This is a genomic window from Jannaschia sp. L-14R, from assembly GCF_056857695.1.
The window spans coordinates 142,893-156,694 of sequence record NZ_JBSXNP010000007.1 but is presented as its reverse complement, the minus strand read 5'-3'; the positions used below and the strand labels follow the sequence as shown (position 1 = coordinate 156,694).

Below are 13,802 nucleotides of genomic sequence, written 5' to 3'. Positions count from 1 at the left end.
CATACCCGTATTCATATTCCTAGGACGTTGGCGCTCAGATTGACCCACATGCCCCACATCGATGTGACGAAGATCGACACGATGCCAAGGAACTGGATCAGACGTCGGGTGCGGAACAGAAGGTTGCCCAGATCTGACGCGTCCAACCCGTCGACCTTGCGGGCAGCGCGCAGGGTGACCCACGCAACAAGCATCAGCGGCAGGAACAGCAGCAGGATCGCCTGCGCGAATTCCACCCGATACAGAAAACCCAGCAGGGCCAGCATCGTGACCAGAAAGAAACTAAAGGCGGTTGTGATCAGGCCGGTTTCTTCGGCGATGAACAGAATGCGACGAGCATGGATGTTGGCCAGCACATGCATGTCCTCCAGCGACTGCTCGTTTCCTCTGGCCGCTCGGCGCACCATGTCGAAAGGCACGCCCACGACCCAATGCGATGCCGTTGACCACAGCACGGCGAGCGCGATCCAGAACCAAAGGTTCGAGAAGGACCTAAAGTCGATGGCTTCGAGAGCCAGTTCCAGGAAAAGAAAATCCAAGGTTCAGCTTGATCCATAGCAACCGTCGCACCCATGTCGCCCACGCAAGGAGGGATGGCAAGTCGGGCGGCGGTTGAACCCAGCCTCCGGTCGTGCGACCGAAGGGGAACTGTCACAAAGGTACATCATGACGGCCAAGTCTGCGCCCGGATTCCCTGCCTCCCGCCCCCGTCGTCTGCGCCGGACCCCGGCGCTGCGGGCGCTGGTCCGAGAGGACCGGCTGTCGGTCGACGACCTGATCTGGCCCGTTTTCGTCTGCGACGGTGACAACGCGACACAGGAAATCGCGTCGATGCCGGGCGTGATCCGCCGGTCCGTTGACCTGACCGTGGAAGCGGCGGCCGAAGCGCAGGCGGCTGGCATTCGCGCGATCTGTCTGTTTCCCTATACAGACGGCACCTTCAAGACCGACGATTGCGCCGAGGCATGGAACCCCGAGAACCTGTCCAACCGTGCCACCCGTGCGATCAAGGCCGCCGTGCCCGACATCGCGATCATGACGGACGTGGCGCTGGACCCATATAACGCGCAGGGTCACGACGGCATTCTGCGTGACGGCGTCATCGTAAACGACGACTCGGTAGCGGCTCTGGTCAAGATGGCCATGGCACAGGCCGAAGCAGGGGCCGATATTCTGGGACCATCGGACATGATGGACGGTCGCATCGGCGCGATCCGTAGTGCCTTGGAAGACGCGGGCCTGTGCGATGTGACGATCATGTCCTATGCTGCCAAATACGCCTCGGCCTTCTATGGTCCGTTCCGGGATGCGGTGGGGGCGTCGGGTGCATTGAAGGGTGACAAGAAGACCTATCAACTGGATCCGCTGAATGCCGATGAAGGTCTGCGTTGCGTCGCCCGCGATATTGCCGAGGGCGCGGATATGGTCATGGTCAAGCCGGGTATGCCCTATCTGGACCTTTGCGCGAAGGTGAAGGATCGTTTTGGCGTGCCGACCTTTGCCTATCAGGTGTCGGGAGAATACGCGATGATCCGGGCGGCGGCGGGAAACGGATGGATCGATGGGGAAAAGGCTATGATGGAGAGCCTGATGGCGTTCCGCCGGGCCGGTTGCGACGGTGTGCTGACCTATTTCGCGCCCGAGGCGGCGCGGCTGATCCGGGCCGGATGGGAATAGAACAATGGCGGCGAACCTTTGCCTATATCGTCGCGACTGCGCGTAAGGCTTGCAAACCTGCTTGCAAGCGGCCATGTGGGAGTTGCGACGTTATCCATATCGACGACACCTTCTTAAGGCTCAGTCTTTCGATCTTGCACTGACGCTAGCCGACCTGCCGCATCCTGTGGGCAGTTTAAGAAGGAGATCGACGATGGCTACTGGCACCGTCAAATGGTTCAATACTACTAAAGGCTTCGGCTTCATCGCCCCCGACGGCGGCAGCAAGGACGTGTTCGTGCACATTTCTGCTGTTGAGCGCGCGGGCCTGACCGGTCTGGCCGACAACCAAAAAGTCACGTTCGATATCGAGCCCGGCCGTGACGGCCGCGAGAGCGCGACCAACATCGAACTGGCCTGATTTTCGAACCCTTTCGAGGGTTCCGACAGTCTGAAAGGCGTCCCGGAAACGGGGCGCCTTTTTCGATTCAGACCGATACGGATCGACCTTACCGGACTGCCTGCTCACTTTTCCGACTTTGATCGTTTCGCCTGAATCGGCAAGCCGGAATGCAGATCTCCTTATGCGATTCGCACTGCATTGTGATGTTGATCGGCCTGTGCCGCTGCGGCGGGAACAAGCCGGAAATCACGGGCTCGATGAAGGCTTTTCCGCCGAGGTTTCCGGGCGCGATTTTTCGGGCAGGAAAGTGCGCAGGAACGGGGCAGTAAGGAGCGAGGTTGTGCACGAAAAGGGACGGATGATCACTTGGGGAAGCGTCGATGACGGCGTTGCGTCCTAATGGGCGCGGGTAGAGAGATCACCCCTTTGTAATCCAAACTGGAGAAGAACGATGAAAAGCATTCTTGCGACAGCTGCTACCGTCCTTGCCCTTGCCGCCCCGTCCTGGGCGCAGAGCGCAATGGATACCGATGGCGATGGATACGTCTCGATGGAAGAGCTTCAGACCGCCTATCCGGATATGACTGCGGACAACTTCGCCGCGATGGACACCGATGCAGATGGGTTGCTGAGCGAAGAAGAAGTTCAGGCCGCACAGGACTCTGGTGCGCTGCCGTCCTGACGCGACACTGACCGGGTTGGATGGCCCGATCTGACAATATGACGCCCGGATCAAGCGGTCCGGGCGTTTTTGCCGGGCAGTAGCGTGACGCCGCGCAATCAGGTCCAGGAGCAGGAGCCTCGTGCCCCTGCCATTGCGGGTATGCACCGCCGTCCCTTGTTACAGATCAAAGGACATGGCAGTTTTCGAACAAGCGGCGACGGCCCCACATTTTTTCGGACATTTTCTGGCCATGGCCCACATGGATTTTTTACTTGCGACCTCGGACTGTTCGTCCTGTCCGATCCGGCACCGGGCCGTCTGTGCCTCTTGCAACGGGGCGGAACTGAACCGCTTGTCCGACATGAAGTCCTATCGATCGTGCAAGGCGGGCGAGGTCATCGCTCTGGAAGGCGGAGTGCTGCCGTTCGTCGCCTCGATCGTCACCGGCTGTGCGACGTTGACGCAATCGCTGGAAGACGGGCGGATGCAAATGGTCGGGCTTTTGCTGCCATCGGACTTTCTGGGCCGTCCGGGCCGTGCCACCGCACCGTTCGAAGTCGTCGCGGTCACGGATACGACGCTGTGCGTGTTCGAACGCCTGGCCTTCGAGCGGATGATGGCGGAAACGCCGCATGTGGCGGATCGCCTTCTGAAAATGGCGTTGGATGAATTGGACGCGGCGCGTGATTGGATGCTGCTGCTGGGCCGCAAGACCGCACGCGAAAAGGTCGCGACGCTGCTGGCGATTATTCTGCGCCGCGCCCCCTCGGCAGCCTTTCCGTTGCGCGCGGAACTTCCCCTCTCGCGGGAAGCGATGGCGACTTATCTGGGTTTGACCATCGAAACCGTGAGCCGCCAGATGACCGCCCTTCGCAAGGACGGGTTCATCCGCCTTGAAGGCACACGCGGCATTGTCTGTGGCGATCTGCCCTCGTTGATATCCGTGACGGGCGATGACACAGTAATATTGTCTGACTATGGCCGGGACGACCGATCCGCTTGATCTGAATAAGGGCTGACGACGGTCGAGCATGCGACCCCTCCTGTGAAGGCGGGAAGGGACCGGTATGTTCGACTGTCTGAAGTTCATTGAGCCTGTAGCGTTTTCGTGCTGATCCTATTTCCGGTTCAGCAGGTTCGGCGCGATGTTAGAGCGGTGATTGCTGTCGGTCGTTGCTTTTTTGCTCGCACGGCACCCCGCTCGCCAGCGCCACGCGAACTGCTTCGATACTGAATTCGGGGGAAGATTTCGATGCCAAGATACTTCTCCTTTGAGGCAAAATACCAAGCCAAAGGAACGGAAAAATTCCGCGACAGGTCCAATATGGCCTTGTAACAGTTCGATGCCGACCGCGGTGCACAGGAAGCGCTGGGCTGGGCGGTTTTACTTGATCACGACGGCGATCGCCTGCACCTTGCCATCACCGATACGGACGGCGAACCTGTTCATCACGGAATCGTCGCCGCTACGCTGGGTCGCGCCACGACGGTCGCGCAGGATTGCACTCCGGACTTCGATTGGAATGACACAGGTCGCTAACTGTTCTGGGTCGGTCAAGGTGACGGACAGGATAAACCCGTAATATGCCCTTACGCCCCAACGCCAATCGGGCAGGTAACACCGGTTCCGCCGATCCCGCAGTATCCGCGTGGATTTTTCGACAGGTACTGCTGATGGTATTCCTCGGCCACGTAGAAAGCCGGGGCATCCACGATCTCGGTCGTGATTTCGCCGTAGCCTGCATCGCGTAGTCGGGGGGCGAATGCCTCGGATGCGGCCTTGGCCGCCTGCATCTGCGCGTTGGAATAGGCATAGATACCGGAGCGGTATTGCGTGCCGCGATCGTTGCCCTGCCGCATGCCCTGGGTCGGGTCGTGGCCTTCCCAGAAAACGCGCAACAGATCATCATACGTCACAACGGAGGGGTCATAGATCACGCGGACGACTTCATTATGGCCGGTGCGGCCCGAACAGACCTCGTCGTAAGTGGGGTTCGGGGTGTGCCCCCCGGCATAGCCGACCAGCGTCATGTGGACGCCGGGGGTCTGCCAGAACATGCGTTCAACGCCCCAGAAACAGCCCATGCCAAACATGGCTTCTTCCATATCTTCGGGTACGTCGTTGGACAGGGGTGTGCCGAAGACATGGTGCGTCTCGGCGGTGGAGATCGGCGTGTCTCGTCCGGGCAGGGCGGCATCTTTGGCGATCAATTCGGACTTCTGGCGTTGAAATAGCATCTTTAGCACTCCTTTGTCCTCCAATATGGGGTCGTTATTCGGCAATGACGAGGGGGCGGCGGCTGAGCGTGGTTTCGTGTCCTTCGACCGGGCATGAGAATTGCGAACAGCATCAAAAGCGCCTCGGGGCGTTGCCAGCGGGAAGCGTCGGGGCTGCGGCGAGGGAAAGAGGCGCATGCCGGTTGGCCTACGCCCCCGACCGAGAGGCGTCTAGCGAGTCCTTTTTCAAAAAGTGCCGCTGTGGGATGCATTTAGGGCGAAGATGAATCCCGCCCGCACAGTGCAGCGCGGACGGAGCAAGGGTCGTGTGTGAGCGCGAAACGATCAGACGTGATCGTCCAAACGGTCTCCTATCAGCGAATTAGGTTTGCCGGCGAAGGCACCGCCAGCGGCCGCGGCCAGACCCAGGATCGAGGCCAGCGACAACAGCAGCGCGGCGGCCGACAGGGCATCGCTTGCGGCTTGTGCCGCCTCAACGGTTTGTGTCTGCACGGCTTCGACAGCGGCTTCGGCTTCGTCCAGTGCAGTCAGCGCCCCGTCCTCGACCGATTGGACGATCTGTTGTGCGTCCTCTGGTGTCACTCCCAGGCGACGCTCCATGACAGCCATCGCCTCCTGACGATCCTCATCCGAGATGATCGCGTTCGGGCCTTCAACCAGACGGTCGAAGAAGGCCGCGATGTCGGCACCCGCATCGCCCGGCGAGCGCAGGATATCGTTCAGGGTGTCGCGCGCCTCGGACATGGCGGCCTGCTGTTCCTGCTGGCTGAACACGTTGCGAAAGGCAATGGTTGCTTCCTCACGGATGTTGGCTTCGGTGATACCGGCCTCGGCCAGACGGTCCTGCACATCCTGCGGCAAGGCATCAAGCGAGATGGAGCCGGCGATTTCACCGATGTTCGGCATCGACAGATCGTCGGGTACGACCGCTTCGCCGACATTCGCGGCGGCGTTGACAGTGCCACTGATGATCGACGACGTAGCGCCGAATATCATGCCGCCGCCGGTGACAGCGGCCCAGGCCAGGAAAATAGTGGCGACCGACCATACGGCGGCACCATGAAGAACGGATGCGATCGGACGGGGAATGCCCGCCAGACGCGCGGCGACATATCCACCGACACCCAATGCGATCAATTGCGTAATGACCATGTAGATACCCGATCCGATACCGACCCCTTCCACGGGGTTCCGGTCATAGAGCGGGTCAACGATGGCGGCACCGATGCCGATACCGAAAGTCGTAAACAGGATCATCAGGGCAACGGACACCACAGATCCCGCAATGATGGCGCCCCAGGATACGCGGCGCACGGTTCCGGTTGCAGGGGCGGCAACGGGGGGTGCGGTGACATATGTTTCGCTCATGGGATCGTCCTTTTGCTTCGGGGGCGACGCCGTTACGTCTTGGCTTTCCAACACGGCCGATCACAAATCGGTTCCCCTTGTGCGCATGCCCCGGATCGGTGCGACTGACATTCGGGGCGACGGCCTGCTAACGGATCGACGCCGGAGAGGGTTCATGTCTTGTCCGGGGGGGGAAGATTGCAGGTGCGTTCTAGTGGCGCGCCCCAGTTCGATCAGCTGGCGAGGACGTTTCGGAACTGCCACGGGTCGCTTTCGTCGATGTCTTCGGGAAAGTGCTGCCAACGGTCCTGAAGCGGGGTCCAATCGGTATAATGTGCTTCGACCGGGCCAAGGTAGGGCATCTGGATTTCCAGGCAGCGGGCGTGGTCGATCTCGTCGGTCTCGACAATGCCAGCATCGGGATTCTCCAGTGCCCAGACCATTCCAGCCAGCACGGCGGAGGTGACCTGCAAACCCGTGGCATTCTGGTCAGGGGCAAGGTCGCGGGTTTCCGCATTCGACAGACGGGAGCCATACCAGAGCGCGTTTTTCGCATGACCAAAAATGAGGACACCCAGTTCGTCCACGCCTTCGACAATTTCGTGTTCTGACAGGATGTGGTGGTCTGGTTGCTGGCGGCCGGCACCGAACATTTCGTGCAAAGACAGAACTGCGTCGTCGCAGGGATGATATGCGTAGTGGCAGGTCGGGCGATACTCCGGCGCGGGGCCGGACCCGACGGTATAGTAATCGGCGATACTGATCGCTTCATTATGGGTTACCAGATAGCCGAACTGCGGGCCGGGGGTCGGGCACCAGCTATGGACGCGGGTGATCGCGCCGGGGCGGTTCAGCCAGATTGCGGACTGAGACCCGGTGCTGTGACGACGGGCGTTCTCGGGAAACCATGTCTCATGTGTGCCCCAGCCCAATTCGGCAGGCTGGAACCCTTCGGCGATGAAACCTTCGACTGACCATGTATTGACGAATGTGTTGCGGGGACGCGGAGTGCGGCGGGCTTGAGTGTCCCGCTCGGCGATGTGAACGCCTTTGACGCCGAGGGATTGCATCAGGCGGGCCCATCCGGTGCGGTCCGACGGTATGTTCCCGGCAACTCCGATGTCCTGCGCCAACTTCAACAGAGCTGCCTTGACGAACCAGCTGACCATGCCAGGGTTCGCACCACAGCAGGATACTGCGGTGGTGCCACCGGGGTTCGCGGATTTCTCATCGCGGACCTTCTGACGCAGAGCGTAATTCGTACGTTGTGCGTTGTCTTCGGTGTCGAAATAAAAACCCGCCCAAGGTTCGACGACGGTGTCGATGTAGGGAACGCCGCGCGCCCGGCAGTGCTTCATCAGGTCAAGGCTGGACGTGTCGACCGAGAGATTGACGACGAAACCCGTGCCTGGGGTCATCACTTCGTCCAGAATGGCGCGATAGTTTTCGGGTGTCAGTGCGACCTGTCGGTACGGGATGCCACGGGCAGCAAGGTCGGCACAGGCTGCGTCCGATGGTTCGATCACAAGAAAACGGTCGGGGTCATAGTCGAAATGACGCTGGATCAGGGGGAGCGTGCCGCGCCCGATGGACCCGAAACCGATCATCACGACGGCACCGTCAATACGGGCGTGGACAGGGTAATCGGTCATAGTCAGGTCTCCGAACAGGCGAAAGGGCAGCCGCGCGCGGGAATGCATTGCCGGAGGGCGAAGGTCAATGTCTGGACGCGCATGCGAGGTTTGGGGGCAGCCTCAACAGAAAAGGACCGCCCCGAAGGAGCGGCCCTTTATAGAATGAAACGGGAAACCCCGGATCGGTGTCAGGGATGACGCGCCGGACGCGCGTCAGTTCTGAGCGTAGTATTCGATGACGAGGTTCGGTTCCATGACCACTGCGTAGGGCACATCGGACAGGCCGGGCGCGCGGACGAAAGTGGCGGTCATCTTTGAGTGGTCAGCCTCGATATAGTCGGGGACGTCACGCTCGGCCAGCTGCGTGGCTTCCAGCAGCACGGCCAGCTGACGCGACTTTTCGCGGACGGCAACGACGTCGCCTTCCTTGACGCGATAGGATGCGATGTTGACGCGCTGACCGTTCACGGTGACGTGGCCGTGGTTCACGAACTGACGGGCGGCGAAGATAGTCGCCACGAACTTGGCGCGGTAGACGACGGCATCCAGACGACGCTCCAGCAGACCGATGAGGTTTTCACCGGTATCGCCTTTGACGCGGGCGGCTTCGGCGAAGATACGCTTGAACTGCTTCTCGGTCAGGTCGCCGTAATAGCCCTTGAGCTTCTGCTTGGCGCGGAGCTGCAGGCCGAAATCCGACAGCTTGCCCTTGCGGCGCTGGCCGTGCTGGCCGGGGCCGTATTCGCGGCGGTTAACCGGCGACTTGGCGCGGCCCCAGATGTTTTCGCCCATGCGGCGGTCGATCTTGTACTTGGCAGACGTGCGTTTGGTCACGGCTGTTCTCCTTCTGAGTGCCCCCGACGGGGCGTGAAGGGCGTTGTCCTCTGGGCGATCTGCACCCTGACAGGGATCCCCTCGCGGGGGCCACCAACACCAATGGAAGTCGCCTGTTAGTCGCACCCCCGAAGGGTGTCAACGCTTGTTCAGCGCCTGCCGGTCAGCCGCTATATCAGATAACGCGGCGGCCCGTCATGGCGCAGGATCGCCAGTTCGGCCGCCGACAGGCAACGCCGCGCCGATGGACCATAAGCGCTGTCGTCGGTGTCGATGCCGGGCACGCGGTCCAGCAACTCCTCCATCTCGGCGGTATTAACGTGGGACAGGTCGGCCTCGCCGGGATGGAAACTTTCGGACCAGACACCGTTGGCGCGCAGCACCTGATGGTGTTGCGTCAGGACATGCAGATACGTGGCCTCGGTCGCGCTGTGATCGACCGCAACGCGGACGCCGTCGATCATGTCCTGCGCGCGGACCAGAACTTCGGCAGTATTCCAGAGCGCCTGCACCTTGCGCCCGGATATCAGCATCTGGTGGCCGGGCGACACCACGAGGTCGGTATCGTTGCCCATTGCACCGGCACGGATACGAACCGGGCGCAAACGGGGCATCGCGAACATTCGCGCGCCCGACACTCGGCGCAGTCCCATCCAAAGCACTTCCTGCGGGCCGTTGTCGCGGGTGTCGACACGGTCGCCTGGATACAGATCCTCGATTGCGCGGGGGCCGTCGGGCGTGTCGAGCAGGGTGCCTGCGGTAAAACAGATGGTCTTCTTGTCGGTCGGCGCATCCTGCACCGTGGGCGACTGCACGATGCGGAGATCGGCGTTGGCGGGCGGCAGACCATCCGAGAACAGAAGAAGCGTTTCACCGTTCGCGACCGGCACAACCTGCGCGGGCCATCGGGTCCGCCCGTCGGTCACGATCAGGGCGGCGGGATCCTCGTCGGGGTCCAGCAGACTGAGCGGGACGGCACTGCTGCCGCGTCCTCGGCTAAGTTTCGCTACCGTTCGCGGCACGCGCGCGCGCAGGTCCGCCTGACCTTCCGCACCATTGAGAAGCAGCGCCGCGCGAGCCCCGTCAAGGCGCAGGGGAGCACCGAACCACCGGAAATCGGAGCCGACCGGAAAAGGTGTGCGGGCGGACGGAAAATGCCCGTCCACCCGCGCCTGAACTGCGGAAATGACTTGTGCCCCTGCACATGCCCCCAACATGCCCGCCCCTTCGTTACCGTTTGTTTTTTATTGTTTTTTTCGGCCGCTGCCCGACCTGTGGCACAGTCATAGCGCATCTGCGAATCGCCCGTCAAACATTGATTGGAATATGATTCGTTTTTCTTGCAAAACTGTTCTGACTGACCGGCTTACGAGGGGCGGACAAACATCAGCGCACTGCGATCGAAGCCGTTGAAGTCCAGAACCTCCAGCGCCGCGCGCAAACGGTCCAACGGCAGGCCGGGGCTACGGTTCAGGATGCGCCCCCCGGTGCCGTCGGGCCGCACGATAATGGCCGTGCGATAGCCGGTGTCAGTCCAAAGTATCCAGTGTTGCGACGTCTGTCCCTGCATCTTGACGGACAGTCGCCCAAGGCCGGTAGTATCTGCCTGGCCGGTCGCAGGATCGCCGCCGTCGCAGGTTTCGGTAATCGCCGCGGACGTCGGGCTTCGCTGGTCATAACGGACACGAGCGTTGGCACAGGCGCGCCCATCCGGGAAGCGCGCGACCTCGTACCAATCTCCCTGAAACCGGGCGAGATCGAAATCGGCTTTCGATGCAATGAGGGCGTTTGGGTCACGAAAATTGCGTTCACCGGCTGGGGACAATGTGGCCTCGCACCCGGCGAGCAGCAGCAAGAGGAATATCGCGCGCATGGCCAACCCTAGCGTGGCATCGGAATTTCGACCATCGGCAGCCCGGCCAATATGGCGCGCGCATTGGCGGCCATGAGTTGCCCCAACGCCCGGTCAGAGGTTCGCATCCCGCCGGTATAGGTGCCGTAGGCAGGCAGGATAAGGCGCATGTCGTCGCGCAGGAAACAAGGTCGAGATACCGCGTGCCCCCGAACCCGCAAGCTGGCCTTTGGATGATAATGCCCCGAGATTTCGGGGGACGTGCCATCAATCGCGATGTGCCGAAACGTCACCGGCCCGCAGGTCACGACATCCGCCGCATGCCCGCCCAGCCCCGTCGGTGCCGGGTCGTGATTGCCGGTCACCCATGTCCAGTCACGGCCCGCCGTCAGACCTGCGATCCAGTTCGCATGGTCGGGGTCGAGTGCGGTTACGGCGACCATATCATCGAAACTGTCGCCCAGGCAGATGACGGCGCGGGGCAGGGTCGCCGCGATATCGGCCTCCAGCCGGGTCAGCGTGTCCTGTACTTCGTAGGGCGGCAACAGGGCTCCGCTGCGCCGCGAAATGCGCTCGGATTTCCCGAGGTGCAGGTCACTGACGACCAGCAACTCCTCCGCAGGCCAGTACAGCGCACCCGAAGGGCGTGCGATCATCGCCTGACCGGCAAAGGTGAAGATGTGCCCGTTCTGCATGCGTTCCGGTGAATCATGCGCGGCGATCCAATGCAAGCCGCGTCAGTCGAGCGACAGCCCTGCATCGGACATCAAACGCGCGGCTTCTTCCTGAAGCAACCGGCTTTCAGCGCGGCCCTTGATCGGAACCTTGCCCATTTCCAGAAACAGCGGCGCGGCCAGCGGCGACACGCGGTCCAGAGCAATCTGGTCGATCCTGTCGCCGACGGTTTCCAGAAGCAACTCCACCCGTGCGAAGTCGATATGGCCGCGCATCGCCTCCTCCTCGGTGATCCGCAGCATCAGGTGGTCCGGGTCATAGCGGTGCAGCGTATCATACAGAATGTCGCTGCTGAATGTCGCCTGTCGCCCGCTGGACCGCTTGCCCGGAAAATTTCGGTCGATCAATCCAGCGATGATCGCCGCATTCCGAAATGCCCGTTTCATGACAGCATTGCCTTTCAGCCAGGATTCCAGCGCGGCGTGAACCCCGTCATTGTGCAGAAATGGCGCGACGTCGGGCACAGGTTTCAGGCCCCAGATCAACACGGCATAATCGGTTGCAACGAAGCCTAGCGGCTCCAGTCCCGCTTCTTCCATACCCTTGGTGACCAGAAGGGCCAGCGTCTGGTTCGCATTGCGCCCGCAAAACCCATAAAGGCAGATGTGGTGGCGGCCGTCGCGGGGAAATGTCTCGACCAACAGGCGACCGGGCTGCGGCATTTGCGACCTAGCGATCTGAAGATCAAGCCATTCGCGAGTGTGGTCCGGAAAGGCACTGAAATCTCCGGAGTGAAGGATGCGCTGGATACGGTCGGCCAGATGCACCGACGTCGACCATTTATACCCCATGAAGGTGGCGATGCGGGGTTCCCGATTGGGGTTCGGGCTGACCTCCACGATCAATTCACGCAGGCCCTCGAAGCGGACGACCTGACCGCCCATCAGGAAAGTATCGTTTTTGGACAGGGTGGCGGCAAAGCCTTCTTCGATTTCACCCAATGGTGCGCCGCCACGCCCGCGATAGCGCACCTTGAGCGTGTCCGTATCGATGATCGTACCGAGGTTCATTCGTATCTGTCGCGCCGCACGCGGATCGCGAAGACCCCAGACACCGGGTTCGCGTTCCTTGAGCCTTTGGTAGCGGTCATAGGCACGCAGGGCATATCCGCCCGTGGCCACGAAATTCACACAATCGTCAAACGTGGCGCGGGTCAGGGTGGAATAGGGGCCGACACTGCGAACTTCTGTATAAAGTGCGTCTTCGGAGAAATCGCCGGCACAGGCCACGCAGGCAATATGCTGACTCAACACGTCGAGCGGCCCGTCCAGTCGCAAATCGCCGTCCAATGTTCTGTCGCGGACCGCATCCAGCGCGGCGATGCATTCGACGACCTCGAAGCGATTTGCCGGGACAAGTCGAGCTTTGGAAGGAGAATTGTAGCGATGATTGGCGCGTCCGATACGCTGAACAAGGTTCTTCACCTTTTTCGGTGCCCCGATCTGGATCACCAGATCGACGTCGCCCCAATCAATCCCCAGGTCGAGACTGCCGGTCGCCACTATGGCTTTCAGCGTCCCTTCGACCATTGCCTGTTCAACCCGAATACGGGCTTCTTTCGATAGCGCGCCATGGTGAATGCCGATGGGCAGGTCATCATCGTTGGCAAGCCAGAGGTTGTGAAAGAAGATCTCGGCCTGAGCGCGGGTGTTGTGGAAAATCAGCGTCGTGTTGTGCTTTCGAACTTCGGCCAGCACGTCAGGAATGGCATATCGACCGCCCGCACCGGCCCAGGGCGGTGCATCTGTCGTAGGCAGGATGGCGATGTCGGGCGGCGGGCCGGGGTCGGCATGCAAAATGGGGCATGGGTCGGGGTGGCGTGCCAGATAATGTGCAATGACAGCGGGATCGTCGACTGTGGCAGAAAGCCCGATCCGGCGCAGGCCGGGGTCAAGGGTTTGCAGGCGCGACAGGCACAGCATCAACTGATCGCCACGCTTGCTGTCGGCCAAAGCGTGAATTTCGTCGACGATGATGCGCTTGAGGCCTTTGAATGTGCGACCGGCGTCAGGGTAGCTGATCATCAGTGCCAGACTTTCCGGCGTGGTCAGCAGGATATGTGGCGGGTCGGCACGCTGACGTTTGCGCTGGGTCTGGGGGGTGTCGCCGGTCCGGTCCTCTACCCGGATCGGAAACCCGGCTTCCTCGATAGGGGTGCGTAGATTGCGTTTGATGTCATTCGCCAGGGCTTTGAGCGGACTGACATAAAGCGTGTGCAGCCCTTCATGAGTACCATCTGCCAGTTCGATCAATGTTGGCAGGAAACCGGCCAGTGTCTTGCCGCCTCCGGTGGGCGCGATCAGCAAAAGCGACGGCGCGTCCGCGCGGGCCAGCATCTCAACCTGATGAGGATGCAGCGACCAGTTGCGGCTGGCGAAAAACCTGACGAGGGGGAGTGGCAGGGACATGCCCCTGCAGTCTAGCGCAGGCAAGGCGAAG

General features: G+C 61.2%; 14 protein-coding genes. 5 read left to right on the top strand and 9 right to left on the bottom strand.

What is annotated here, in order from left to right; genetic code table 11:
- Positions 1-11: 11 nt before the first annotated feature.
- Complete coding sequence (locus AC13C2_RS02435; protein WP_092760720.1) at positions 12-539, bottom strand: component of SufBCD complex; 528 nt, start codon at positions 537-539, stop codon at positions 12-14.
- Positions 540-666: 127 nt separating this feature from the next.
- On the opposite strand from AC13C2_RS02435, the gene hemB reads away from it, so the two are divergent.
- The 5 genes from hemB to AC13C2_RS02410 all read left to right on the top strand — a co-directional run bounded on the left by hemB (position 667) and on the right by AC13C2_RS02410 (position 4,263).
- Entirely contained in the window at positions 667-1,677 is a 1,011-nt protein-coding gene (gene hemB, locus AC13C2_RS02430; RefSeq protein WP_482885833.1) for a porphobilinogen synthase, read from the top strand.
- A 193-nt stretch (positions 1,678-1,870) separates the two neighbouring features.
- Positions 1,871-2,077 (top strand): cold-shock protein, encoded by a 207-nt coding sequence (locus AC13C2_RS02425; RefSeq protein ID WP_092760723.1) that lies wholly within the window; start codon positions 1,871-1,873, stop codon positions 2,075-2,077.
- A gap of 433 nt (positions 2,078-2,510) precedes the next feature.
- Positions 2,511-2,741 carry an EF-hand domain-containing protein gene (locus AC13C2_RS02420; protein WP_482885831.1) on the top strand — a complete coding sequence of 77 codons (231 nt, stop codon included), beginning with the start codon at positions 2,511-2,513 and terminating at the stop codon, positions 2,739-2,741.
- Positions 2,742-2,973: 232 nt separating this feature from the next.
- A complete protein-coding gene (gene fnrL / locus AC13C2_RS02415; RefSeq protein WP_245737509.1) occupies positions 2,974-3,726 on the top strand; it encodes a transcriptional regulator FnrL in 753 nt (250 codons plus the stop codon).
- A gap of 366 nt (positions 3,727-4,092) precedes the next feature.
- A complete protein-coding gene (locus AC13C2_RS02410; protein WP_092761275.1) occupies positions 4,093-4,263 on the top strand; it encodes a FixH family protein in 171 nt (56 codons plus the stop codon).
- Between the two features lie 50 nt (positions 4,264-4,313).
- Here the strand turns inward: AC13C2_RS02410 and msrA are convergent, their stop codons facing one another.
- From msrA to AC13C2_RS02370, 8 genes are all read right to left on the bottom strand, one after another.
- A complete protein-coding gene (gene msrA, locus AC13C2_RS02405) occupies positions 4,314-4,961 on the bottom strand; it encodes a peptide-methionine (S)-S-oxide reductase MsrA (RefSeq protein ID WP_092760727.1) in 648 nt (215 codons plus the stop codon).
- Positions 4,962-5,285: 324 nt separating this feature from the next.
- Entirely contained in the window at positions 5,286-6,329 is a 1,044-nt protein-coding gene (locus tag AC13C2_RS02400) for a hypothetical protein (protein WP_482885828.1), read from the bottom strand.
- Positions 6,330-6,541: 212 nt separating this feature from the next.
- Entirely contained in the window at positions 6,542-7,960 is a 1,419-nt protein-coding gene (locus tag AC13C2_RS02395; protein WP_092761277.1) for a homospermidine synthase, read from the bottom strand.
- Positions 7,961-8,155: 195 nt separating this feature from the next.
- Positions 8,156-8,776: a 30S ribosomal protein S4 gene (gene rpsD, locus AC13C2_RS02390; protein WP_339644522.1), complete on the bottom strand. Its 621-nt coding sequence runs from the start codon at positions 8,774-8,776 to the stop codon at positions 8,156-8,158.
- 170 nt (positions 8,777-8,946) lie between these two features.
- Positions 8,947-9,993 carry a Hint domain-containing protein gene (locus tag AC13C2_RS02385; RefSeq protein WP_482885825.1) on the bottom strand — a complete coding sequence of 349 codons (1,047 nt, stop codon included), beginning with the start codon at positions 9,991-9,993 and terminating at the stop codon, positions 8,947-8,949.
- 149 nt (positions 9,994-10,142) lie between these two features.
- Entirely contained in the window at positions 10,143-10,649 is a 507-nt protein-coding gene (locus tag AC13C2_RS02380; protein ID WP_482885823.1) for a lipocalin family protein, read from the bottom strand.
- 8 nt (positions 10,650-10,657) lie between these two features.
- On the bottom strand, positions 10,658-11,323 hold the full coding sequence (gene pdeM / locus AC13C2_RS02375) for a ligase-associated DNA damage response endonuclease PdeM (protein WP_482885821.1): 666 nt from the start codon (positions 11,321-11,323) through the stop codon (positions 10,658-10,660).
- A 42-nt stretch (positions 11,324-11,365) separates the two neighbouring features.
- Complete coding sequence (locus AC13C2_RS02370) at positions 11,366-13,771, bottom strand: ligase-associated DNA damage response DEXH box helicase (protein WP_482885819.1); 2,406 nt, start codon at positions 13,769-13,771, stop codon at positions 11,366-11,368.
- Positions 13,772-13,802 lie beyond the last annotated feature (31 nt).